Origin of the sequence: Mesorhizobium japonicum MAFF 303099 (assembly GCF_000009625.1) — a bacterium.
GTDB classification, from domain to species: domain Bacteria; phylum Pseudomonadota; class Alphaproteobacteria; order Rhizobiales; family Rhizobiaceae; genus Mesorhizobium; species Mesorhizobium japonicum.
Map to the genome: position 1 here is coordinate 4,753,618 of NC_002678.2, position 23,851 is coordinate 4,777,468.

General features: G+C 59.8%; 20 protein-coding genes and 2 pseudogenes. 17 read left to right on the plus strand and 5 right to left on the minus strand.

The window, feature by feature from the left end; all coding sequences use genetic code 11:
* The first annotated feature begins 17 nt into the window (after nucleotides 1-17).
* Genes MAFF_RS24105 through asnB form a run of 4 tightly spaced genes read left to right on the plus strand, consistent with a single transcriptional unit; the run spans nucleotide 18 to nucleotide 4,302 of the window.
* Nucleotides 18-836: a phosphocholine cytidylyltransferase family protein gene (locus MAFF_RS24105; protein ID WP_010913590.1), complete on the plus strand. Its 819-nt coding sequence runs from the start codon at nucleotides 18-20 to the stop codon at nucleotides 834-836.
* Nucleotides 833-1,432 carry a phosphatidylcholine/phosphatidylserine synthase gene (locus MAFF_RS24110; RefSeq protein ID WP_010913591.1) on the plus strand — a complete coding sequence of 200 codons (600 nt, stop codon included), beginning with the start codon at nucleotides 833-835 and terminating at the stop codon, nucleotides 1,430-1,432. Before MAFF_RS24105 ends, MAFF_RS24110 begins: the two co-directional genes overlap by 4 nt.
* A 30-nt stretch (nucleotides 1,433-1,462) precedes the next feature.
* Nucleotides 1,463-2,377 (plus strand): class I SAM-dependent methyltransferase, encoded by a 915-nt coding sequence (locus MAFF_RS24115; protein ID WP_010913592.1) that lies wholly within the window; start codon nucleotides 1,463-1,465, stop codon nucleotides 2,375-2,377.
* A gap of 32 nt (nucleotides 2,378-2,409) precedes the next feature.
* Nucleotides 2,410-4,302: an asparagine synthase (glutamine-hydrolyzing) gene (gene asnB, locus MAFF_RS24120; protein WP_010913593.1), complete on the plus strand. Its 1,893-nt coding sequence runs from the start codon at nucleotides 2,410-2,412 to the stop codon at nucleotides 4,300-4,302.
* Nucleotides 4,303-4,340: 38 nt separating this feature from the next.
* Here asnB and MAFF_RS24125 read toward each other — a convergent pair whose 3' ends face one another.
* Nucleotides 4,341-5,648 (minus strand): alkaline phosphatase family protein, encoded by a 1,308-nt coding sequence (locus MAFF_RS24125; protein ID WP_010913594.1) that lies wholly within the window; start codon nucleotides 5,646-5,648, stop codon nucleotides 4,341-4,343.
* Nucleotides 5,649-5,814: 166 nt separating this feature from the next.
* Between MAFF_RS24125 and MAFF_RS24130 the strand changes: the two genes are divergently transcribed.
* The 7 genes from MAFF_RS24130 (at nucleotide 5,815) to MAFF_RS24160 (ending at nucleotide 13,911) form a co-directional block, all read left to right on the plus strand.
* Nucleotides 5,815-7,521: a pyridoxal phosphate-dependent aminotransferase gene (locus MAFF_RS24130; RefSeq protein ID WP_044548997.1), complete on the plus strand. Its 1,707-nt coding sequence runs from the start codon at nucleotides 5,815-5,817 to the stop codon at nucleotides 7,519-7,521.
* A 54-nt stretch (nucleotides 7,522-7,575) separates the two neighbouring features.
* On the plus strand, nucleotides 7,576-8,367 hold the full coding sequence (locus MAFF_RS24135) for a DeoR/GlpR family DNA-binding transcription regulator (RefSeq protein WP_010913596.1): 792 nt from the start codon (nucleotides 7,576-7,578) through the stop codon (nucleotides 8,365-8,367).
* Nucleotides 8,368-8,557: 190 nt separating this feature from the next.
* Nucleotides 8,558-10,120, plus strand: a complete 1,563-nt coding sequence (locus MAFF_RS24140; protein ID WP_010913597.1) for an ABC transporter substrate-binding protein — start codon at nucleotides 8,558-8,560, stop codon at nucleotides 10,118-10,120.
* A gap of 5 nt (nucleotides 10,121-10,125) precedes the next feature.
* Nucleotides 10,126-11,157, plus strand: a complete 1,032-nt coding sequence (locus tag MAFF_RS24145; protein WP_010913598.1) for an ABC transporter ATP-binding protein — start codon at nucleotides 10,126-10,128, stop codon at nucleotides 11,155-11,157.
* Nucleotides 11,154-12,113 (plus strand): ABC transporter ATP-binding protein, encoded by a 960-nt coding sequence (locus MAFF_RS24150; RefSeq protein ID WP_010913599.1) that lies wholly within the window; start codon nucleotides 11,154-11,156, stop codon nucleotides 12,111-12,113. The genes MAFF_RS24145 and MAFF_RS24150 overlap by 4 nt, the downstream gene beginning before the upstream one ends.
* On the plus strand, nucleotides 12,113-13,054 hold the full coding sequence (locus tag MAFF_RS24155) for an ABC transporter permease (RefSeq protein ID WP_010913600.1): 942 nt from the start codon (nucleotides 12,113-12,115) through the stop codon (nucleotides 13,052-13,054). The genes MAFF_RS24150 and MAFF_RS24155 overlap by 1 nt, the downstream gene beginning before the upstream one ends.
* Nucleotides 13,051-13,911 carry an ABC transporter permease gene (locus MAFF_RS24160; protein ID WP_010913601.1) on the plus strand — a complete coding sequence of 287 codons (861 nt, stop codon included), beginning with the start codon at nucleotides 13,051-13,053 and terminating at the stop codon, nucleotides 13,909-13,911. Before MAFF_RS24155 ends, MAFF_RS24160 begins: the two co-directional genes overlap by 4 nt.
* A gap of 44 nt (nucleotides 13,912-13,955) precedes the next feature.
* Here the strand turns inward: MAFF_RS24160 and MAFF_RS24165 are convergent, their stop codons facing one another.
* The 3 genes and pseudogenes from MAFF_RS24165 to MAFF_RS24175 form a co-directional block, all read right to left on the minus strand.
* Nucleotides 13,956-14,342, minus strand: coding sequence for a 3'-5' exonuclease (locus tag MAFF_RS24165; RefSeq protein WP_044549000.1), 387 nt, complete (start codon nucleotides 14,340-14,342; stop codon nucleotides 13,956-13,958).
* Nucleotides 14,343-14,422: 80 nt separating this feature from the next.
* A pseudogene (locus MAFF_RS24170) lies at nucleotides 14,423-15,437 on the minus strand (nucleotidyl transferase AbiEii/AbiGii toxin family protein).
* Nucleotides 15,430-16,023, minus strand: coding sequence for a DUF6088 family protein (locus MAFF_RS24175; protein ID WP_044551219.1), 594 nt, complete (start codon nucleotides 16,021-16,023; stop codon nucleotides 15,430-15,432). The pseudogene MAFF_RS24170 and the gene MAFF_RS24175 overlap by 8 nt, the downstream one beginning before the upstream one ends.
* A gap of 464 nt (nucleotides 16,024-16,487) precedes the next feature.
* On the opposite strand from MAFF_RS24175, the gene MAFF_RS24180 reads away from it, so the two are divergent.
* Both MAFF_RS24180 and MAFF_RS24185 read left to right on the plus strand, forming a co-directional pair.
* The gene (locus tag MAFF_RS24180) at nucleotides 16,488-16,787 is read left to right on the plus strand and encodes a hypothetical protein (RefSeq protein WP_010913605.1); all 300 of its coding nucleotides are present in this window, start codon (nucleotides 16,488-16,490) and stop codon (nucleotides 16,785-16,787) included.
* Nucleotides 16,784-17,173 (plus strand): PIN domain-containing protein, encoded by a 390-nt coding sequence (locus MAFF_RS24185; protein WP_010913606.1) that lies wholly within the window; start codon nucleotides 16,784-16,786, stop codon nucleotides 17,171-17,173. The genes MAFF_RS24180 and MAFF_RS24185 overlap by 4 nt, the downstream gene beginning before the upstream one ends.
* Nucleotides 17,174-17,192: 19 nt before the next feature.
* On the opposite strand, the pseudogene MAFF_RS40750 reads toward MAFF_RS24185, so the two are convergent.
* Nucleotides 17,193-17,751: pseudogene (locus MAFF_RS40750) on the minus strand (IS110 family transposase); the annotation flags it as partial.
* A gap of 368 nt (nucleotides 17,752-18,119) precedes the next feature.
* Here MAFF_RS40750 and nifH point away from each other — a divergent pair.
* The 4 genes from nifH to nifE all read left to right on the plus strand — a co-directional run bounded on the left by nifH (nucleotide 18,120) and on the right by nifE (nucleotide 23,847).
* The gene (nifH, locus tag MAFF_RS24195) at nucleotides 18,120-19,013 is read left to right on the plus strand and encodes a nitrogenase iron protein (RefSeq protein WP_010913608.1); all 894 of its coding nucleotides are present in this window, start codon (nucleotides 18,120-18,122) and stop codon (nucleotides 19,011-19,013) included.
* Between the two features lie 105 nt (nucleotides 19,014-19,118).
* A complete protein-coding gene (gene nifD / locus MAFF_RS24200) occupies nucleotides 19,119-20,624 on the plus strand; it encodes a nitrogenase molybdenum-iron protein alpha chain (protein ID WP_010913609.1) in 1,506 nt (501 codons plus the stop codon).
* A 131-nt stretch (nucleotides 20,625-20,755) separates the two neighbouring features.
* Nucleotides 20,756-22,297 (plus strand): nitrogenase molybdenum-iron protein subunit beta, encoded by a 1,542-nt coding sequence (nifK, locus tag MAFF_RS24205; RefSeq protein ID WP_010913610.1) that lies wholly within the window; start codon nucleotides 20,756-20,758, stop codon nucleotides 22,295-22,297.
* Between the two features lie 59 nt (nucleotides 22,298-22,356).
* Nucleotides 22,357-23,847: a nitrogenase iron-molybdenum cofactor biosynthesis protein NifE gene (nifE, locus tag MAFF_RS24210; protein ID WP_010913611.1), complete on the plus strand. Its 1,491-nt coding sequence runs from the start codon at nucleotides 22,357-22,359 to the stop codon at nucleotides 23,845-23,847.
* The last annotated feature ends 4 nt before the right edge of the window (nucleotides 23,848-23,851 follow it).

A 23,851-nucleotide genomic window follows, 5' to 3' on the forward strand; every position in this document is an offset into this window, starting at 1 on the left:
CGAAAGAGGTGAATGAGATGCCTCCCGCTGCTCCCAGGAAAGCCGTCATTCTCGCCGCCGGCTTCGGCTCCCGCCTGCGTCCGCTGACCGATCTGTGTCCCAAGCCCCTCGTCGAAGTCAACGGCACACCGATACTTTACAATGCACTGTGGAACCTTCAGACGGTGGGAGTTGAAGAGGTGACGATTGTTGTCGGCTATCGCAAGGATGCCATTCGCCATGCCTGTGGCGAACGCTTCGGTAGACTTGAAATCAACTATGTCGAGTCCTCGGTCTTCGACAAGACAGGGAGCGCCTACTCGCTCTGGCTGGCACGCGACACGCTTCTTTCCGGCGACTGTTATCTCCTCGAAGGTGACGTCTTCTTCGAAGAAGATGCGCTGCGCCACCTGATCAGGGTGGAGGCGGCCAATGCCGCCGCGGTCGCGCCCTTCGATCCATCCATGGAAGGGTCCGCGGTCGTCCTTTCCAGCAACGGCTTCATATCCGAAGTCCGGTTGAAGCAGACGGCGGCAAATCTGGTATCAGGCACCCCGGTGCTCTTCAAGATGATGAACCTCATCCGGTTCTCTGGCGCCGAACTCCAAACGGCGATCGTCCCGGTCCTCCACGACCTGATCGGCTCGGGCGCAATCAAAGCCTATACCGAGGAGCTACTCGCGCATCTCATCGAGCAGCGCGGACTGCAACTCGCCGCGGCGCGATGTGACGATTTGCGATGGTACGAGATCGACAGTGAACAGGACCTGCGGGTAGCGGAAAGGATTTTCGCCTTCGAGCGACCTCACAGACATAGTGCCGACGCGCCGGCCGCCGTGGCGGGGGTAGGAGGATGATCCGCTATCTGTTCGACGCTGCAAATGCCATTACGGCCCTTGGGCTGATCTTGGCCACCACGGCGATCTACTTTGCTTTGATCGGGCGCTTCGAGATTGGCATCTGTTTCGGCTTGTGGGCTCTTTTGGCAGATGATGCCGACGGCATGGTCGCGAAGAGTTCCCCGAACCGGTCCGCTTTGATGGCACAGCTGGGTGGCGCGTTGGACGGGCTGCTTGATTTGGTCTACGCAGCCGTCTTTCCAGCGGTTCTGATTTTGTCCTTCAACGCGTTCTCCGTTCCCGCATTGTTGGCTGCCAACTGCCTCATCCTGTCAGGGGCTCTGCGCCTCAGCTATTTTTCGACGTTCGGACTGGACGCTGACGGATTCGGCAGAGGATTGCCGTTGAACAATAATCTCTTCGTGTTGGCGTTCCTCTTCGTCGCCGACCATCACTTGCCGGTGCAAGGCCTGGGCAACCTATTGATCGGTGCAGGGTTTGTGCTGTCGGTCCTGCATCTTTCAAACTTCAAATTTCCGGGTACCGGCAGTGCATTGCGCTTGGGCAACCTTACACTCGCCGCAGCCGGATCTGTCGCCTTGCTCACAGCGTGAATCAGTTTGTAGCCATAGGGAAGAGAATACATGGAAAGCTCTTTCGAGGTCGAAACTCGCACCGTCTTTGATCGCTACCAGCGCCAGCAGGAGAATGATGACCACATATTCGACAGGTTGGTCTCTCTAATCGAGGAGGAATATTTCGGCCTGCCAACCGGTAGCTTCCGCGGCCTTGATGTCCTGGATGCGGGCTGCGGCTCCAACGCGAATGCGTCCTGGGCGTTTCTCGACAAGGGGGCACGAAACGTTGTTTCGCTTGAATTGAGCAATGATTGGATGGATTGCGCGCGCAAACGGCTCAGCCGATTTGGGCTGCGCTCGGAACTGGTCGCTGGCAGTGTGCTCGATCTGCCGTTTGACGACTTCAGTTTCGATTTTGTCCATTGCGCAGGGGTTTTGCCGCACACAAGCAATCCGAAAAAAGGCTTTGAAGAGCTTGCCCGTGTAACCCGCCCCGGCGGCAGCTTCTTTTTGACGATTATGGGTACCGCCAACGGCGTCATTTACCGATGCATCAATCACTTGCGAGAACTCTACCAAAGCGACGAACAATTCCGCAGTTCCATTGACAATCTGGATGCATCCACCGCACGCGAAGCCATCAACTGGCTGTTGCGAATAAAGGACGGCGAAGAGAAAGAATATATACCCGGCGAAAACGAATTCTTTCGGAGTCTTTTTGATGATGATTTGTTCGTGACGATCCGGGATCGCTTCCAGGCGCCGACCTATCACGAGTTCGCCTTCACAGAGGCTCAAATCCGAGGTTGGTATGGCGAGTGCGGCTTCGAGAAAATCCGCAGGATCTCAAGGTATACAAAAAATTTCCATAACCTTCGGCGTTTTCTCGCTCCGATGTACCGTCATTATGACCACCCGCTGGCCCGCTTCTGGTTCGGCGATGGCTGCATCCAGATGATCGGCGAAAAGCCGAGCACGTAGTCGGCGTTATTCGTGCCAAGAGAGCGACCCCAATGTGCGGAATCTTTGGGATAGTCCTCAAAAACGAGGGAACACCCGTTTGTGCTGCGGCCGTTGAGCGTTGCGCTGACGCTCTCGCTCATCGCGGACCTGATGCCAGCGGCCTATACATTAATCAATCGGTAGCATTCGCGCATCGACGGCTATCGATTGTCGACGCTCATTCTCGAGCCAATCAGCCCTATCGCGATGCCAATACCGGAGTGGTGGTAACGTACAACGGCGAGATATTCAACTATCGGGAAATTAGAACTGAATTGAGGGATATGGGTTTTTTCTTCTCGACGGTGTCCGACACCGAGGTTCTAATTCTTAGCTATATTGCTTGGGGAAAGTCATTCTTAAATCGTCTTGACGGGATATTTGCCTTCGCGCTTTTCGACCCGCGGAACTCGCTTGTTCTCATCGCCCGAGATCGTTTGGGGGTAAAACCCCTTTACTACACGATCTGCGACGTTGGGCTTCTGTTTGCGTCGCAGCCGAACGCTCTCATTCGCTGGCCGGGCGTCATGCGCGGACCCGACATGATCGGCGCGCTCAGCTTTCTATCCTATCGCGCGGTTGTCGGCGCCAGAACGCTGTTCGCCGGGATTTCCAAGTTAGAGCCCGGCCATCTCCTCGAAATAAGAAATGGGCGACACACGTCCGAACGTTGGTGGAATCTGTCAGAGCGCATTTCGCGATGTAAGCCCGACTACTCCGACATACGCAGACTACTCGGAAGCGCCGTCGAACGTCAGCTGGTGGCTGACGTACCGGTCGCCGCATTGTTGTCCGGTGGACTTGACTCGAGCATCCTCGCCTATGAGGCGTCCGCCCGCTCCCAAATCCGTCCGATCTGCTATACCGGCAAGGTCGAGACCGCCGATTATGACGAGACGGCTTATGCGATGGAGGTCGCCGCAGAATTCGGGCTCACTCACCGGGTCGTCCCAATTGGAGAACCTTCCGATATCTACGCTGTGTCAGAGCTGGTTCGCCTGCGCGGACATCCGCTTGGGATGCATAACGAAATCGCAATGTTTACGCTCGCAAAGGCGATTTCGAAGGAGCATAAGGTCGTCCTCACCGGCGAGGGGGCCGATGAGATTTTTGCTGGCTACAGCCGATTGTTCCGTACGCCGTATGATTACAATCGAAGCAAGATCATCGCCGCATTACCACGTGCTCTTGCCCAGGTCGCACGCCGGCGCCTCGGACTCGACGTCCATGGCAGTCAATTGCAGTTCTTCCTGGCGCGTTACAGCTACTTCCCGACCGATGAAATCCGCTCGCTTGTCATCGATGGGCGGGTACGAAGGGAGCACGAGATGGCTCTGTTCGATCACTTCTCGACTCAATTTGCAGAGGCCGGCGGAGATTTCTTTAGCAAGATCTCATATGTTCTCGTCTCTACGCATTTGCCCGCATTGCTGGAAATGGTTGACAACACCACAATGGCAGCTGGGCTTGAAGCTCGCGTTCCTTATACCGATCACCAGCTCGTTACCGCCGCAATGGCGATGCCCGGCTCACAGCGGTTGAGGTGGAGGTCTCCAATCGCTTCGGTCCAGGCACTGTGGCATCCGGTTGCTTCCTTCAGCGAACGTCTCGATGTCTCAAAATTCCCCTTAAGAAGGGAATACCGGAGCGTCTTGCCCAGATCTGTTCTATCTCGCAAAAAGATGGGATTTCCGCTGCCACTGGGTCAGTGGGCCGTTGGCGAGGGAGCAACGGAATATCGAAGGCTGCTGTTTGATAAGGACTCTCCACTGGGAGATTTGTTCGATCCTGCTGCTTTGCGGCGTTGGTTCGAGGCCGGACGACGAAATCCTTCAGACTCGTTTGGTCGGAAGTTCTGGCTGTTGGCCAACCTTGGGATATTCTTCAAAGAGGTATTCTCATGACGAATATGCGAGCCCGCAGGCGGTCGCTTGCGGGCATGTTACAGAAGACCCCTTGCCGAAAACGGGGCGTCGGACAATCCCAAGATCTGAGCAATGGTTGGCGTGAACTCTTCAGCGGAGCCCCAGGCAATATTGCAAGGTTGCATTCCAGGGATGCTCAACAGGCATATCCGATCGTCCTCCGCGCTGCCGGGTCGAAAACCGTGGGTGGACCTGTATCGAGGTCTGCCCGTCGGGCCAGCTTCTTGCGTGTCTCCAACGGTCTCCTCGAAGGAGTGTCCAGGAGGTGCGACATAGGTCGCTATGCAATCGCGTTCATTTACCGGAACATGGTCGCTCGACCACGGCTCCACTTGGAAGCGCGCCAACAGTCCGTCTGCGATTCTGCGGTCATGAGCTCCGTCAACCAGGACATGGAGCGTCGCTCCTTCACTTTCCCAAAGCAAGTCAGGGATGATCGCATCCGGATAAATGGTTGTGTGGACGGCGCTATGTCCATGGTCACTTGCGACTACGATCGCGTAATCGTCTTTCCGCCCGACTCGCCTCAGTCCTTCGATGAGAGCGCCAATCATCATGTCGGCCGCGGCGATAGACCAATGTGCCGCCTCGCTTTCGTATCCGAACTGATGCTGAATCGAATCCGTCATGTCGATCTCGGTCAAAATGAGATCAGGCGGGTTCTCCGAGCAAGCCAGCGCTCCTGCAGCCCCGATCATGAGATGATCCGCGGCCAGGCCCGCAACGAGAGCAGTGCTCGCAACGGTGTCGCTACTGGACGGGAAGCCGAAGAGATCGAGCACGCCGGCGGCTCGCAACCGCCCATTTGGATCTTTGATCATGCGCGAGCGAGCGATGCGGTTTTCGGGCAGGCTCTTAAATGACCGGCTTCCCTGGAGAAACCCTCGTTCCCACCAGGCCGGCACGAAGACATCGCAATCGGCTGGGTCGATCAACCCAGCGCCGATGGACGCGACATCAAGCCCGCTATTTTTGGCAAGCTTTGCAATGGTCGGAACCCGCAGATCAGACGCGTCGGCGCAGACAAACGAGCCATCTCGCACAATGTGGTTTCCGTAGATCCCGTTCGCTTGAGGCGCCGCGCCGGTTAGCATGCTTGCGCGCCCCGGCATCGACGTTCCCGGCACCGTTGAGCGCAGGCGAGTGATGGACAGACCGTCTCCTGCCAAACGAAGAAGCGTCGGCAACCGATGTTTGTGCTTTTCGAAATAGTCCGCGCTTACGCCGTCCATGAGGATCAGAATCGCTTTCGTAGGAGCGCGCGGCTTTATCGAGGCAGGCGTCTGAAAACGAGCGGTAGGCCTGGATGGATTGGTGTGGGTCATGTTGCACCTGGAAGAGACCGATCGAAACCAAAGCCCCCTATAGGCTTCGGATGACGCCGGTATGAACGCATCACGGGATACTTCGAGCGCCAGTGGGTCGTTTTGATTTTGGGAATGGGCGCTTCTACGCGCTCTTTTTGCTTCCTTCAGAAGAAAGGAGTCCGAGATGGCCGATACGACCCGTGCTATTTTTATCCTCGATTTCGCAGGGCCAAAAATACATCTGTGGAGTGGCAGCTACGATGCACCGTTGGTTCCTATCAACGGTCAGCCGCTCTTGGACCGTCTCGTCAACGCCTGTGTCGAAAACGGCATTGAAGATGTCACTCTCGTTGAAAACTTGAGTAGCGGCACATTCGATGGGTTCCGCCTGCAGGACAGCACAAATACGCTTTCGTGGCACGACGCGCATGACGGCGATCTCATTGAGAAGTTCCGCCAACATGATGGCGATACTCTCCTGATATGGGGAACACCGCTTTTCGACAGTGAGGTTCTTGACGGTATCAATACCAACAAGGGTTTGCGCGGCTCCGCTTGGCGGCCCGACGCGCCGACCGGGATTTATCGATTGAGTGCTGATGTTCTACGCAATCTTCTGGCCGAAAGCCGCGCCGCGGCATCTCTGCATCAGGCCTTCAGCAGGTTAGTCGCGGGCCTGTCCCAGCTGGACGTAGCGTTGCCTGGCAATGTGCTGACTGCCGGCTCCAAGCTGCTCGATATTTGCGACGGTGTCGACGCATCCATCGCGGAATTTCGGTGTGACAAGGAGAACGTGCTGCGGCGTCTGGAAACGAGCGTCGGAGGTTATTGGCGCAAGCCAATCGCCGAGTACATGCTTCTTTGCAATACCCGCTTCCCTCCCAAGACTTTTTACGATCGGCTGGCGGCGAGGCTCGAAGGCGTGTTGACATGCTATCCTTCTCAGCAGATCGATATCGCTTCAGTTGTTGGCACGATGACCTCGCAGCAGCCGGACTTTATTGCAGTCGGAAACGGGGTGACCGACCTCATCCAGGCGCTCTATTCAACGCTGAACCCAACAATCGCGATTCCCGTGCCGACGTTCGCCGGCTTTCAAACACCTCTCGATGACGAACAAAAGAACAACTTCGTCCTCACCCCGCCCTATTTCGATCTCGACGTTCGAGCTTTCCTGGAATTCGTACTGGCGACAGGCGCGGATACGGCAATCGTTGTAAATCCAAACAATCCGACCGGTCGACTTGTTGATCATGCTGACGTGGCATGGCTGGCGGAGGCCCTAGGATCTCGAGGGCGACGGCTGATCGTGGATGAATCGTTCATTGATTTTCCCGCTGATGGCCGACCAAACAGCGTTGAGAATCTGGTTCCGTCCTGTGCCAATTTGATCGTGGTGAAGAGCCTTGGAAAGGTCTTCGGACTTGGCGGAATCCGGCTCGCCTACCTCATGGCTGGCGATCCCACCCTCGTTGCCGCCGTGCGCCGGAAACTGCCGCTGTGGAACATTAACGGCATTGCGGAATACACACTGTTCCTGCTTCCCGAATTCGCAGAGGAATTGGAACACAGTCTAGACATGTTGCGAGAAGATAGAGAGCTGTTCATCGAGGAGCTGCGGACGGTACCGGGCCTCGACGTCGTACCTTCGCAAACGAATTTCATCTTGTGCCGGCTGCCTGAAAATTCGGTATCCGCTGCCGAGCTCAAGCGCCGCCTCGTTCTGTTCGAATCCGTCCTCGTAAGAGAATGCGGCTATCAAGCCATGAACGACGCAGATCGATATCTGCGCCTGACGGTTCGAAGTCGGACGGAAAACGAAAGGCTGGCAAAAGCTCTGCGGCGCACCTTAAGCCGCTCAACGGCCTCTGAGAGTGACGCCCTGACGTGACATTTGCGCAGCGAACTGAATAGTCTTTTTTCGAATGCCGCGAGAGAGAGAAGCATGTCGCTTAGTTACAATCGTCATAAAAGGCTCGTTGAAATCATCCAGGCGAATGGCGAAGTGCGCATCCGAGATTTGATGCAGCGGTTCAATATTTCAGAAGAGACTGCGCGGCGGGATATCAAACGGCTCGAGCAGGATGGCTTGGTCGCACGGGTCCATGGTGGCGCGGTCGCAACGCAACAGCCAAAGCTGCTGGCCATCTCATCGCGAGCTGTTTCCGAGCGCGCGGAAAAAAGCACCATCGCTGAGATCGCCCTGGGTCTTCTGAAGCCCGGCCAGAATCTCTTTTTCGGGGGCGGCAGCACCATTCTGTCGTTGGCCAGCCGCATATCGGCCCTCCCGGAAATGCGCGTCGTCACCAACATGGTCGATACTGCCATCGCCGCGGCCGAAGGCCATCGGCATCGCGTTGTCATGCTGGGGGGCGATTTCAATGTCGATTTCCGGACCGTAAGCGGATTCACCGCCTTGCGTACACTCCGCGAACAGCAGATCGACGTCGCATTTATCGGCGTCAATGCGGTGCATCCGAATGGCGTCTTCGACCATGAACAGGTCGGACAGGAGCTTGCTGCGACGCTCTGCGAGCAAGCACGGAAAATTGTCATTCTCGCCGATCACAGCAAATTCGGCTTGTCGGCGCGCTACCGCATCCTGCCCCATTCGGCGATTACCGCGATCATCACCGACCGGAGGCCTGCATCGGACATGCTGGACAAGATCGAAGCCGCCGGTGTTGAAGTTCTATATCCGCAAAACCGTCACAACCCCGCACTTGTCTCTACTTGATCCTCTTCTTTCAGCCCGCACGGCTGCCCCAATCGTGAAACATTTTTTTCCATTTGATTTCAATAACCAACACAATCCGTCTCAAACATGCAAAAAACCGTCACATAACCGCGCTATGTCTCATCCCGTCTCGGGAGCGGATTTCATTCGCTCCGATTGTCATCCCGACTGAAAGAGAGGGGATTTTGATATGCAAACGACACGTCGCAGATTTCTCGGCATGAGCGCCATGGCGGCTGGCGCAATAGCATTGCCGAACACGATCATGGCGGCAGCCGGCCGGCGGCCGAACCTCAATATTGCCGTTCAGGACCTGCGCACAATTCTGGAACCGGTGGACGGCTCCTCCATCGCCAACGTTTCCTGGCGGGTGCAATACAGCGTTTTCGATCAGCTTTTACGGACCGACTACAACGACAATTTTCGCCTGAATTTCGCGCTCGCGACATCATTGAAGCAAATCGACGCCACGATCCATGAGATCAGGTTGCGCGACAATGTGAAGTTTCATGACGGGTCCACAATGACGGCGGATGACGTTGTCTTCTCGCTCGGGCCGGATCGACTGCGCGGCGAAAAAGCGCCGGGCGCGGCCGTGTTTGCCAACTTCCTCTCCTCGCTTGCCGATGTGCAGAAGATCAATGATCGCACTGTCCGTTTGATCACCAGGACAGAGGATCCGGTCTTCGCCCAGCGGCTCGGCGCCTGGGGCACGCAGATCATCAGCGCCAGGGCACGGGCTGGCGCCAGCAGCTATGACGCCTGGGCGGCGAAGCCGATCGGCACCGGCCCTTACAAGATCGGCGAGGTCCGCAATGGCGACGAGATCACGCTGGTGGCGCACGACGAATATTGGGGAGGCCAGCCGCCATTTGCCTCGATCCGCTTCAAGCGGCTGCCGGAAATCGCCGCGCGCATCGCCGGACTGAAGTCGGGCGATTACGATATCGTCACAGACATCACTCCGGACCACATTGCCGAAATTGAGGGTGTCAACGGCCTCTCGATTGTTGGTGGCGAAGCCATGTGGTTCCGCTTTCTCACATTTGCTCCGCTCAGGACTCCCATCCTGAAAGATGTCGATCTGCGTCGCGCGCTCGCTCTCGCTATCGATCGCGGTGCGCTGGCGGACGGCCTCTGGGACGGCCGGGCGAAAGCGCTGACCAGCTGGCAGCTACCGATCTTCGGCGAGATCAACGACCCCAACCGCAAGGGAGTGTCCTATGATCCGGCGCAGGTCAAGGAACTGCTCGCCAAGTCATCCTACAGGGGCGAGGAAATCCCTTACCCTTCCGTCGGCACCTATTATCCGATGCAGCTCGCCGAGAACCAGGCGCTTGTCGAGATGTGGAAGGCTGCCGGGATCAACGTCAAGCTGATCATGTGTGAGAACTGGACGCAGGTCGGCGACATTGGCGGCATCAATGACACGTCCGGCGGCGCCTTCTACGCCGATCCCGTTTCCATGCTGTGGCAGATTATCGGTCCGACCAATGACCTCCAGTCGACAGGTGGCTGGACCAATGCCGAGTTCAACCGGCTCGGTCACGAGCTTGAAACGACGACCGATCTCGCCAAGCGCCAGGCGGCCTTCAAACGGATGCAGGACATTGTCGAGATCGAGGACCCTTGCATCACGCCGCTGCATTCCATGCCCTTCATCTATGGGCAGAAGGCGGATGTCAGCTGGCAGCCCAACCCGTTACCGCAAATGTATCTCGGCCCGAAGATGCCGCCTGAGCCGGTGGCCTGAGTTCCATGCTGCACAAGTCCTTCCAGAACAGCGCGGGCGCCGCGCTGTTGCCGGCCCATGACATCGGGGCTTCCGCCACCAAACCTGCCATAAGCATTGCTGGCTTGAGGGTGGCGTTCGGCGATGTGCCTGTGCTGCACGGTGTCGATCTCGCTGTGAACAAAGGCGAGGCCTTGGGTATCGTTGGCGAATCCGGCTGCGGCAAGTCCGTGACTTGGCGGGCGGTTCTTGGCCTGCTGCCGAAATCCGCCGAGATCGGGGGCGAGGCCAGGATTGGTGATCTCGATCTTGTGGGCGCACGACAATCCGTTTTGGATCGGGTGCGCGGCGGACGCATCGCCATGATCTTCCAGGATCCGGCCAGCGCGCTGAACCCGGTGCATCGCATCGGCGCGCAGATCACCGAAGCGCTTCGCCTGCACCGTGGCCTCAGCGGTGCCGCCGCCCGTGCCCAGGCCTGCCGCCTGCTCGACCAGGTCGGGATAGCCGCTGCGGCAAGCAGGCTCAACGCGTACCCCCACGAACTGTCGGGCGGCCAGAACCAGCGGGTGATGATTGCCATCGCGCTCGCCGGCCGGCCCGAACTGCTGATCGCCGATGAGCCAACGACCGCGCTCGACGCTACCGTGCAGGCGCAGATCCTGCTGCTGCTCAAAGATATTCAACGCGACACAGGCATGGCGCTGGTCATGATCAGCCATGATCTCGCCGCGGTGGCTGCCGTCTGTGACCGGGCATGCGTCATGTATGCGGGCCAGATCGTCGAAACGGCACCGAAACACACGCTTCTGACCGCGCCGGAGCACCCCTATACACGCGACCTGATCGGTGCCATTCCGCCCTCGCACGGTCCGCGCATGCGGTTGACCGCCATTGCCGGCGCGCCGCCACAACGCAATCTGCCGCCGGGATGCGCCTATGCGCCACGCTGCCGGCACGCGATCGCGGTATGTCGCACGAGCCGACCGGAACCGCGGCAGGTCGCCGCGCGGCATTCGGTGCGTTGCCTTCGTTTGGACGCCGGCACGTATCAATGACCCTGCTGCGTCTCAACAACCTCACCCGTCGCTTTCCGCTCGGCTCGCCACTCTACGGACCGCGGAAATATCTTGTAGCAGTCGATGGCGTGTCGCTGGATGTCGAGATGGGCCGGACGACCGGCATTGTCGGCGAATCCGGATGCGGCAAGTCCACCACCGGCCGTATTGCGCTCGGTCTGGAGCCGCCGGACAGCGGAGGTGTGCTGTTTCAGGGTTTGCCGCTGCCGCGCATCGACAGCAACAGGTGGCGCGCGCAGCGGCGCCAGATGCAGCTGGTCTTTCAGGACACCTTGGCAGCGCTTGATCGCCGAATGACTGTCAGCGCTCTCATCGCCGAGCCGCTGGCGATTCACGGGATTGGCGATCCGGCAAGCCGCAAGCAACGTGTGGCCGAGCTTCTCCACGGCGTCGGCCTCGGCGAAGACCATGGCGTGCTCTATCCGCATCAGCTTTCCGGCGGCCAGCGCCAACGCGTCGTGCTTGCCCGGGCGCTCGCGCCAAAACCCTCGCTTCTGGTTTGCGATGAGCCGGTCTCGGCGCTCGACGTGTCCGTCCAGGCGCAAATCGTCAATCTGCTCATGGATCTTCAGCAGGAGCTCGGGCTCGGCCTCTTGTTCATCAGCCATGACTTGCGGGTCGTTCGCCATGTCAGCGACCGGATCGTCGTCATGTATCTTGGCCGCGTCGTCGAGCAGGGGCGCGCCGACGCCATTATCGATCAACCCGCCCATCCCTATACGCAGGCGCTCGTCTCGGCCATGCCGAGGCTTCCGGGCGGATTCGATCATTATGTGGCGTTGCCAGGCGAACCGCCAAGCCCCACCGATCGGCCGAGCGGATGCCCGTTTCATCCACGCTGTCCACTTGCGCGCGATGTCTGCCGCCAGAGCCTGCCCGAACTCCTGCCGCTAGGATCGGAACGGCAGGTCGCCTGCCATTTGGTGAGGCATTGATGAGTGCTGTGTTTCGTTTCGCCGGCCCCAAGATCCTGCGTGCCGGCCTGTCGATCCTGGTCGTGGTGACCTTTACATTCGTGGTGCTGCGGGCCTCTGGAGACCCGGCGCTGCAGATACTCGGTCCCAGCGCCCGCGCCCCGGATCTTGAGGCGTTTCGCCGGCATTGGGGGCTCGATCAGCCTCTGTATGTGCAATATGTTCGCTATGTCCTGGCGGCACTTCACTGCGATTTCGGGAATTCCATGCTAGCTGGAAAACCGGCCCTGCAGCTTGTGTTCGAGCGCGCGCCCCTGACATTGGCGCTGATGCTGCCGGCACTGGCGCTCACGATGCTGATCGGCATTCCGGTCGGCGCCTACGCCGCCATGCATCGCGACACCTGGGTCGACCGATCGGTGATGATGGTGACCGTGTTCGGCTTCACCGTGCCAAGCTTCGTGCTCGGGCTATTGCTGATCCTGATCTTTTCCGTGACGCTCGGCCTGTTCCCGTCCGGCGGCGCGGATCGGCCGGAAAGCTTCGTACTGCCGGTGCTCACCCTTGGTTTGGGCGGGGCGGCCATTATCGCGCGCTTCACGCGTAGCGCCATGATCGAAGTTCTGTCGCAGCTCTACATCGTGGCGGCCAGCGCCAAGGGCGTGACGTGGCGGCAGGTGGTTCGCCACCATGCCTTTCCGAATGCGATCATTCCTGTGCTGACGCTGTTCGGCCTGATGCTCGGCGGCCAGGTCGCGGGCGCCGTACTGGTGGAAAGCGTCTTCGGCTGGCCCGGCATCGGCCAATTGCTGGTGGTTTCGGTTGCGAACCGTGATCTCGCCGTGGTGCAGGTCATCCTCCTTCTCGTGGCGCTGACCATGACGTCGGCCAACCTGCTGATGGACCTGCTTTATGGCGTGTTCGATCCGCGCTTGCGTGGAACAAACTCAGGATCGCAATGAAAACGGCAACTGTAAAAACCAACCGTCCGCCGCCTCGCTCGGTGGACCTGCCGACACTCCTTGCTGTGGGCTGGGTTCTCCTCATGCTCCTCACGGCGCTCGCCGCGCCGCTGATGGCTCCCCATGAGATCACTTCCATCGACCTGCGCCATCGCCTGGCGCCGCCCGTCGGCTTTGGCGGAACGATGCTACACGTCCTGGGAACCGACGATCTGGGCCGTGACGTGGCCTCGCGTCTTTTCTACTCGATCCGCACCAGCTTGCTGGTCGCCTTCGGCGCCACTGCGATCAGCGTGTTGGTCGGTACCGGGATTGGCTTCATCGCCGCGTATTTCCGCGGGCTCGTCGAGCATGCCCTGCTGCTAATGATCGACGTACAGGCTTCGCTACCATTTCTAATCGTGGCGCTGGCAATGCTCGCCTGTTTCGGTAATTCGCTGACGCTGTTCGTCGCCCTGATGGGACTTTATGGCTGGGAGCGGAATGCGCGGTTGGCACGAGGACTGGCAATCACCGCCAGCGCGCAGGGCTATGCGAGCGCAACGCGCCAACTCGGCGCCCATCCGCTGCGTGTCTATCTGCGGCATATCCTGCCCAACAGCGCGGCGACGCTTCTCGTGGCGGCGACGGTGACCTTTCCGGAAATCGTCCTGGTGGAAAGCGGACTCTCCTTCCTCGGCCTCGGCGTCCAGCCGCCGATGACCAGCCTGGGTGTCATGGTCGCGGCCGGCCGCGAGTATATCACCCGCGCCTCCTGGATGCTGCTCGCTCCAAGCCTCGTCATTGTCATCACGGCCGTTGCCGTTAGCGTCCTCGGCGACTGGTTGCGCGATAAGCTCGACCCGACCCTCAAATAACGGTTTCCCAATGCAAAGGAGCTGATCTCCACACTTGTCGACGGCTACGCTCTTGCACGGGACGGGGTGCCGAACCTTCGCCCGCGGCCGGTATCGACGTAACCGGAATACAGCATATGGATCTCGTCGCGGGCCCGCGTCAGGCCAACATAGAACAGCCGTCGGCTTTCGCGTCGCGCCGCCGGCTGCTCGTTGCGCCAGGGCAAACCGCCCAGATCGAGTCCCGCCATGATCACGACATCATATTCGCAGCCCTTTGCCGAGTGCGGCGTCAACAGATTAAGATGGAGAGGCGACGCGTCGCGTCCACCGAGGCTCGCCAGATCCAGGTCGGCGAGCGGCCCGCCGACAGCGAGCGCCGCCGACATGCGCACCACCTGTTCGCGTTGATCGGCGAGGCTTGGCTCTGCCGCCATCAGCGCATCGAGCATTCCCGGCCGCAGCGCGCCGATTGGCGAAGTTTGTAATTTTGATCCGCGAAATTCGCACGGCGCCGTCCCCCCAGTTTTTTCTATTCGCGGATGTAATTGGCTCGCTCGGCGATATCGGCACATCGCGCCATCAGCGCTTCGAAAGGCTCCGCGTCTTCCAGAAGAAGCCCGTCGTCGACCATGCGGGCGTAGTCCTCTTCAAGCGCCTTCAGACCATCGCCTGCGGGCACAAGCCGCAGACCGCCGTTGACAGCCGCCGCGTAATCGATGGGCGTTCGATCGGGCGCTTTCTCGGCGAAGAACATGGTCTTGTGGCGCGCCACTGCGTTCGCCAGATCGCGATCAGCAAAGGCGGACGGGGTAAAACCGGTTTCGTCCAACCGCGCGACATCGTGCCAGTGACGAGCAAAGCGATCGCCGCGCAGGCGCTCCTGCAGGCAGAAGACATGGATGGCCGTCGCCTTCTCCCAGAAGGTTCGCTCCGCATGCATCACGCGTGGACGAGCCGTGGGAAAGGTCACGCCCTCGATCAGGCCAGACGCGTCGCAGGCGATGTCGCGCAAGCTCGCGGGCTCGCCCGTCGATCGTGCTCCGAATTCGAGGATCACGCTCGGCGCCACATAGCCGGAGCCAGCCGTCGCGGCTGCGTAATCGATGAACAGCTTCTCGCCCTCGACGCGGATGGCGGCCGCCAAAGCTTCAGCCGCGAGCGCATCTGCGATGATCGGCTGAACGCTTCCTTCAACCCAATTGGGCAGGCGCTTGCGCACCTCGCTGGACCAGCGTTTTTCCTCGCTACGGGTCTCCGGCAACGCTTCGCCGTCGTCGCCCACCAAGTCGGGTGCAATCGCCCGGATGTCGTATGTTAGGTCGACGTCCTCGGAAAACCGCTGGATAACCTGATAGGCTTTGGACAGCGACGTGCCGCCCTTGAACACCAGATGTTCGCCGAGCGCCGAGCCGTAAAGGTGGCGAGCGCCCAGACCACCCACACGTCCTTCTCGAGGAGATGCGCCGGCCGGCCGGACCGATCGGCCGCGCGCCGAGCGCCTCCCGCCGATCCTCGATCGGGAGGTGGAGAAAGGGATCAGCCATGTGCGGCCTTGCCCACGCTGCGCGCCATCCAGGTAGGAAGCTGCGGCGCTACCGCGACCAATTCGCTGAAGGCGCCCGGCGGGAGTTTCCGCTTCAGTGTCTGGAGGGCGGCCTCAGCCTTCTCCGGCCCAAGCCAAGCCAACGCTCGCACCGCCTCGCCAGCGGGCCGATGCGCCATGGCGAGCTGCCAACGAGGCGCGTGGCGAAGCTCGACGACCTGCTTGCCGAGGCTCATCTTCCGGGTGCGGCCGGAAGTCAGATAGACCGACCGGACCGGCACCTGTGTCGTGAGACCGAGGGTGTTGGCGGCAACGGCCCCACTCGTGACGATGATCTCCCCGCGCTGGCTGGCAAGCGCCTCGACCGCTTGCTCCACGGAGGGAGCCCGGGTGCCGAACCTGCTCGTGACCGGAAGGAGATAGACGCCGCGACCCGCCCGGATCAACTGCGTGCGCTCGGCTAGACGCGACAATGCCTGATCCACCGCGGCGCGATTCCCGAGGTGAAGCAAGCTCTTAGCTGCGACCGGCGTGCCCTCTGGCAGCCCTTTCGCGTGCGCAAGAATCTGTTCGGTCAACCGTTGCATGGCCATGCTCCTGTCAGAAATGTATGCGATTTTCTGACAGTTTTTCAAGGCGGGCAGCGACGGGCACCTGCAAGCGGAACCCGTCCAGCAGGCGTTGTGGTCAATCATCGCCGCGCGAATCGACCAATCCCTGTTTCGCGCCGTTCTCCGAACGAGCCTCGCCCGTCCTGGGGCCGACGCCCTCTGGTTGGCGCCGAGATATTTCTCTTGTCAGCGCAAGAACTCGACGCTGGTCAAAAAGTACCGTCGCGTAACATATATCGCGCGTCCCCCACCGATGCCATTCAACCGAAAGAGAGCACTGCCCGGACTGCCTGCACCTTGATCAAACCAAGTATTCTGGTTATATTACTGGAAATGAGAAATGAAGACTGTCTTTCTATTTAGATCTGTATGTTCCTTCTTGTTGTGGTTATGATGTATGTCGAATGTATTATGTATGTGTGTTGTAGTCGGAGGCAGCTATGAGCAGCTCGCAAAAACGCGCCATTCAAAACTATCGATCTCGCCTCAGCGAGCGCGGCTTGGCGCGCTTCGAGGTGCTTGGCCGCGATGCCGATCGCGACCTCATTCGATCTTTGGCTCGCCGCCTGGCCGAAGATGGACCGGATGCCTCTAGCCTGCGCGCTGCTGTCAGCCAGACCATCGCCGGCGAGCCACCCAAGCTTGTCGGGATTCTCGCCGCATTGCGTCGTTCGCCGCTCGTGGGAGCTGACCTCGATCTTTCCAGCCCCCATGAAGAGGGGCGGAAGATCGACCTGTGACACGCTACCTCCTCGATACCAACATCATCAGCGATGTCGTCAAATCGCAGCCTTCGGAATCGCTCCTGGCATGGATGTCGAGACAGCGTGACGAGGATTTGTTCATCGCTTCGCTGACCGTTGCGGAAATTCTTCGCAGGGTTCTGGAGAAGCCGCGCGGGAAAAAACGCGACGCACTCGACAACTGGTTCTCTGGGCCTGAGGGGCCGCAGGCGCTGTTTGCGGGCCGCATCCTCTCGTTCGACGACAAGGCAGGGCTGATCTGGGCGCGGCTGATGGCAGGAGGAAAACTGGCCGGCAAGCCGCGCAGCGGGCTCGAAGGCAAGATGGCTGAAACTCAGATAGAGTGGAGCGCGCCAAATCCAGCGGGACGAGCTCCCAGATGATCTACAGCCAAGGGAGGGTCTTCTCGAGCTCGGCGATCTTCTCGCTGTAGATGGCGATCTGCTGGAGGTAGAGACGACCAACGTCGCGGACGATCGGCTGGATGAGGCCTTCCTCGTCTTCGATTGCATCCGCACGGCGCTTCACGTGGGCCGGGCCGTGTGGGGCGACGACCCCGTGCTTCGGCGAGGTGGCCGCGCAGGGCGTTTATCAGCTGCGTGCGCTGGCGCACCAAGAGGTCGCGCGTGCGGAAGATCATCGACCGCGCCTCTTGCTCCTCGGTTTTGACAGCCACGAAGCGCATTGTCGGCCTGAGGGCCGCTTCCGCGTGCCGCTTTACAAAGGACTTCACATAGACCGGCGGCAGGAGCCGGACGGCATGCCCGAGCCCGCCGATCGTACGCCCCCAGTCGTGGGCGGTCGCGCTTCCATCGCCACCGTGCACCGGGGCTGTCCGGCGAGAAACGGCAGCAACTGCGCGCGACAGCTTCTTGCGAAAGACAACCTTCCCGTCACTCGCCGCGCCGTGAACCTGGAAGACCCGCTTTGCGAGATCGATTCCAATGATGGTAACTTCCATGGATGCCGTCTCTGTCTTGGTCGATTCTGGCAATCACCAAACTGGCACATTGCGATGGCGTCGGAGGGGGCATCTACTCCATCAGATTTTGACAACTAGCTTCTTTCCGGGCTCCGCGGCCGACGTCTCACTCAACGCCATCCGACATTTCCTGTCGCCTTTGTCAGGGCCGCTACACAAGTTTATTTAGCCAATTTAATATTTTTGCCAAATGTTAAACAGCTGAAAAGCAATCATAAAATTTCTTCTTCGATCCAGCCGGCCAAATTGGCACGAGTTTTGAAACGATCGGTGCGAGGCGGCGGGATCTGCCGACCGGCATTGAAGTCGCGGTAACCGCTATGGATGGAAAGAAGGAAGGAAGCAACATGTCAGGTCTGCGTCAGATCGCATTCTACGGAAAGGGAGGCATCGGCAAGTCCACCACCTCTCAAAATACGCTAGCCGCCCTGGTCGACCTCGGACAGAAAATCCTGATCGTCGGCTGCGACCCGAAAGCCGACTCCACCCGCCTGATCCTGAACGCAAAGGCGCAGGATACGGTTCTGCATCTCGCCGCCCAGGAAGGTTCTGTGGAAGACCTCGAACTCCAGGACGTGCTCAAGATCGGCTACAAAGACATCAAGTGTGTGGAGTCCGGCGGCCCCGAGCCGGGTGTCGGCTGCGCCGGCCGCGGCGTCATCACCTCGATCAACTTCCTCGAGGAGAACGGCGCCTATGACAATGTCGACTATGTCTCCTACGACGTGCTGGGCGACGTGGTGTGCGGCGGCTTCGCGATGCCGATCCGCGAAAACAAGGCCCAGGAAATCTACATCGTCATGTCCGGCGAGATGATGGCGCTCTATGCCGCCAACAACATCGCCAAGGGTATCCTGAAATACGCCCATTCGGGCGGCGTGAGGCTCGGGGGGCTGATCTGCAACGAGCGCCAGACCGACCGCGAGCTCGACCTCTCCGAGGCGCTGGCCGCCAGACTCAATTCCAAGCTCATCCACTTCGTGCCGCGCGACAACATCGTCCAGCACGCCGAACTGAGGAAGATGACGGTAATCCAGTATGCGCCGGACTCCAAACAGGCAGGGGAGTACCGCGCGTTGGCCGAGAAGATCCATGGCAATTCGGGCCAGGGCACCATCCCGACCCCAATCACCATGGAGGAGCTCGAGGACATGCTGCTCGACTTCGGCATCATGAAGACGGACGAGCAAATGCTTGCCGAGCTTCAGGCCAAGGAAGCGAAATTGGCCGTCGCTCAGTAACCGCCGCTACCGACAGGGAGGCGCCGACCGTGACCTGGCGCCCCTTTCTACGAAACAAGGCCTCGTTGGCGAGGCGTTACCCGAACCTTGAAAGGGGCAGGTCCCATGGGCCTCGACTATGAGAATGACGGCGCTTTGCATGCGAAGCTTATCGAAGACGTGCTGTCCCAATATCCAGACAAGGCGGCGAAGCGTCGCAAGAAGCACCTCAGTGTCGCAACGAGCAAGGACGAGGCCGGCGGGGAGGACAAGGGCCTTTCCGAATGCGACGTCAAATCGAACATCAAATCCATTCCGGGCGTGATGACAATCCGCGGCTGCGCCTATGCCGGCTCCAAGGGCGTGGTGTGGGGTCCAGTCAAGGATATGGTCCACATCTCGCACGGGCCGGTCGGCTGTGGGCAATATTCCTGGTCGCAACGCCGCAACTATTACGTCGGCACGACGGGCATCGACACGTTCGTGACAATGCAGTTCACCTCCGACTTCCAGGAGAAGGACATCGTTTTCGGCGGCGACAAGAAGCTGGAAAAGATCATCGACGAGATCGAGGACCTGTTTCCGCTCAGTGGCGGCATCTCGGTGCAGTCCGAATGCCCGATCGGCCTGATCGGGGACGATATCGAGGCCGTGTCGCGCAAGAAAGCCAAGGAGCACGAAAAGACGATTGTACCGGTGCGCTGCGAAGGTTTCCGCGGCGTTTCACAATCGCTCGGCCACCACATTGCCAATGATGCGATCCGCGATTGGGTCTTCGACAAGGACGACGTCGCGTTCGAGTCCGGCCCATACGACGTCAACGTCGTCGGCGACTACAACATTGGCGGCGATGCCTGGGCCTCGCGAATCCTGCTCGAGGAGATTGGGCTTCGGGTGGTCGGCAACTGGTCGGGCGACGCCACACTCGCCGAGATAGAGCGCGCGCCCAAGGCCAAGCTCAACCTGATCCACTGCTACCGGTCGATGAACTACATCTGCCGGCACATGGAGGAAAAGTACGGCATCGCCTGGATGGAATACAATTTCTTCGGCCCCTCCCAGATCGAGGCCTCTCTGCGCAACATCGCCAAGCATTTCGGCCCGGAAATCGAGGAGAAGACCGAAAAGGTCATCGCCAAATACCGGCCCTTGGTCGATGCCGTCATCGCCAAGTACCAACCGCGCCTCGAAGGCAGGACGGTGATGCTCTATGTCGGCGGGCTACGTCCTCGTCACGTCATCACTGCTTACGAGGACCTCGCTATGGTGATCGTCGGCACCGGCTATGAGTTCGCCCACAACGACGACTATCAGCGCACCGGCCATTACGTGAAGAATGGCACGCTCCTCTATGACGACGTCACCGGTTATGAGCTGGAGAAGTTCATCGAAGGCATCCGCCCGGATCTCGTTGGCTCCGGTATCAAGGAGAAGTACCCGGTGCAGAAGATGGGCATCCCGTTCCGCCAGATGCACTCTTGGGACTACTCCGGCCCGTATCACGGTTATGACGGCTTCGCCATTTTCGCCCGCGACATGGATCTGGCCATCAACAACCCGGTCTGGGGTCTCTACCGCGCGCCGTGGAAGAAGATGAAGGACGCGCCGCCGACGGCGGTCGCCGCCGAATGAGGACTGGCCTCCCTGGCAGGCAGGGAGGCCGATAAATGCTTGGGGCGTGCTCGATCCACGCTGGATGCCCTTCAAAGTTTCGATGTCCCTGTGCTGCCGCTTGCCGCGGCCAGATGGAAAAGGTGACCACCATGCCGCAATCGGCCGAAAAAGTTCTCGACCATGCTCCCCTGTTCCGCGAGCCGGAATACAGACAAATGCTTGCGGAGAAGAAGCTCAATTTCGAATGTCCGCACCCTGATCAGATCGTCACCGACCAACGCGAATTGACCAAGACTTGGGAATACCGCGAAAAGAACCTCGCTCGCGAGGCGCTTGTCATAAATCCCGCCAAGGCCTGCCAGCCGCTCGGCGCGGTGTTCGCGGCCGCGGGCTTCGAGCGCACCATGTCTTTCGTCCACGGTAGCCAGGGCTGCGTCGCCTACTACCGCTCGCATCTGTCGCGACATTTCAAGGAGCCTTCGTCAGCGGTTTCCTCCTCGATGACCGAGGACGCGGCAGTGTTTGGCGGCCTGAAGAACATGGTCGACGGACTCGCCAATACCTACAAGCTCTACGACCCCAAGATGATCGCCGTCTCGACCACCTGCATGGCTGAAGTCATTGGCGACGACCTGCGGAGCTTCATCGAGAACGCCAAGAACGAAGGCTCGGTCCCGAGCGACTTCGACGTGCCTTTCGCGCATACGCCTGCCTTCGTCGGCAGCCATATCGATGGCTATGACGGCATGGTGAAGGGCGTGCTGGAGCATTTCTGGAAGGGCAGCGAGCGCTCGCAAGCCGCTGGGACCATCAACATCATTCCAGGCTTCGACGGATTCTGCGTCGGAAACAACCGAGAACTCAAGCGCCTCCTCGACCTGATGGGTGTCACTTATACCGTCATTCAAGACGCCTCAGACCAGTTCGACACGCCGTCTGACGGCGAATACCGCATGTATGACGGTGGCACGAAGATCGAAGACTTGAAAGGCGCACTCAACGCGGAGGCGACACTGTCGCTGCAGCATTACAACACCCGCAAGACGCTGGAATATTGCGACGAGGTCGGGCAAGCGACGGCATCCTTCCACTATCCGCTGGGTGTCCAGGCGACCGACGAATTCCTGATGAAGGTCTCGGCGATTTCCGGCCAGGAGATCCCCGAGGCAATCCGGATGGAGCGCGGCCGACTGGTTGACGCCATGGCGGACAGCCAGTCATGGCTGCACGGCAAGAAGTACGCAATCTATGGGGATCCGGACTTCGTCTACGCCACGGCCCGCTTCGTCATGGAGACCGGTGGCGAGCCGACACATTGCCTCGCGACCAACGGGACATCGGCCTGGGAGGCCGAGATGAAGGAATTGCTTGCATCCTCGTCCTTCGGCCAGGATGCCCAGATCTGGGCGGGCAAGGATCTCTGGGCGATGCGTTCGCTGCTGTTTACAGAGCCGGTGGACCTGCTGATCGGCAATTCCTATGGCAAGTATCTGGAGCGCGACACCGGCACGCCGCTGATCCGGCTGATGTTTCCAATCTTCGACCGGCACCATCACCATCGCTTTCCCCTCATGGGCTACCAGGGTGGATTACGCGTGCTGACGACGATCCTCGACAAGATATTCGACAAGCTCGATCGCGAGACGAGCGAAACAGGCGTGACGGACTATTCCTATGACCTCACCCGCTAAGCCCGTGCCGGCCTTTCGCCGAGGCCGCCCATGCCCAATGGACTTCGGAGACTGACGCAATGACCTCGCTCAGTGCCAAGATCCAGGACGTTTTCGACGAGCCCGCCTGCGATACCAACCGCGGCAAGGATGCCAAGGCGCGCAAGGAGGGCTGCTCGAAGCCGCTGACCCCCGGGGCGTCAGCCGGCGGCTGCGCCTTTGACGGCGCCAAGATCGTCCTGCAGCCGATCACCGACGTTGCGCACCTGGTCCATGCGCCGCTCGCCTGCGAGGGCAATTCCTGGGACAACAGAGGCGCAGCTTCGTCCGGGCCAACCCTGTGGCGGACAAGCTTCACAACAGACCTCACCGAACTCGACATCGTGATGGGGCAGGGCGAGCGGAAGCTATTCAAGGCGATCCGCGAGATCAAGGAAACATATGCGCCGCCGGCAGTCTTCGTCTATTCGACCTGCGTGACGGCGCTGATCGGCGACGACATCGAGGCCGTGTGCAAACGCGCGGCCGAAAAATTCGGACTGGCCGTGGTGCCGATCAATGCGCCGGGCCTGGCCGGCTCCAAGAACCTCGGCAACAAACTCGCCGCCGAAGCGTTGCTCGATCATGTCATCGGCACGGTGGAACCCGACGACGCCGGGCCCTACGACATCAACATCCTTGGCGAATTCAACCTCTCCGGCGAATTCTGGCTGGTCAAGCCGCTGCTTGATCGGCTTGGCATCCGGGTGCGCGCCTGCATACCGGGCGATGCGCGTTACATCGACGTTGCATCCGCGCACCGCGCCCGGGCGGCTATGATGGTGTGCTCGAGCGCACTGATCAATCTGGCCCGCAAGATGGAGGAGCGCTGGGACATCCCGTACTTCGAGGGCTCTTTCTACGGCATAACCGATACCTCGGAAGCACTTCGCAACATTGCTGAGCTGCTGGTGAGGAAGGGCGCCGATGCGGAGATCCTCGATCGCACGGAGACGCTGATTGCTGAGCAGGAGGCGATTGCGTGGAAGAAGCTCGAGGCCTACCGCCGGCGGCTTCAAGGCAAGCGCGTGCTGCTCAACACGGGCGGTGTGAAGTCCTGGTCGGTCGTCCACGCGCTGATGGAGATCGGCATGGAGATCGTCGGCACCTCGGTCAAGAAATCCACAGTCGAAGACAAGGAGCGGATCAAACGGATCCTCAAGGACGAAAACCACATGTTCGAGCAGATGGCAGCGCGCGATCTCTACGCCATGCTTTCAAAACACAAGGCCGACATCATGCTGTCGGGCGGGCGTACGCAATTCGTCGCCCTGAAGGCCAAGACACCCTGGCTCGATATCAACCAGGAGCGCCAACATCCTTATGCCGGCTATGACGGCATGGTGGAACTTGTCCGGCAGATTGACCTCGCCATTCATAACCCGATCTGGGGTCAGGTGCGGGAGCCGGCGCCATGGGATTGCCAGCCTGCCAGGGAGGACGATCTGGCGAGCGCGAAGAACGGGACAGCGACTGTGAACGCTTTCAATGAATTCGCCGGCGCGATGGCTCACCGCTTCGGCGACCGATGAGGAA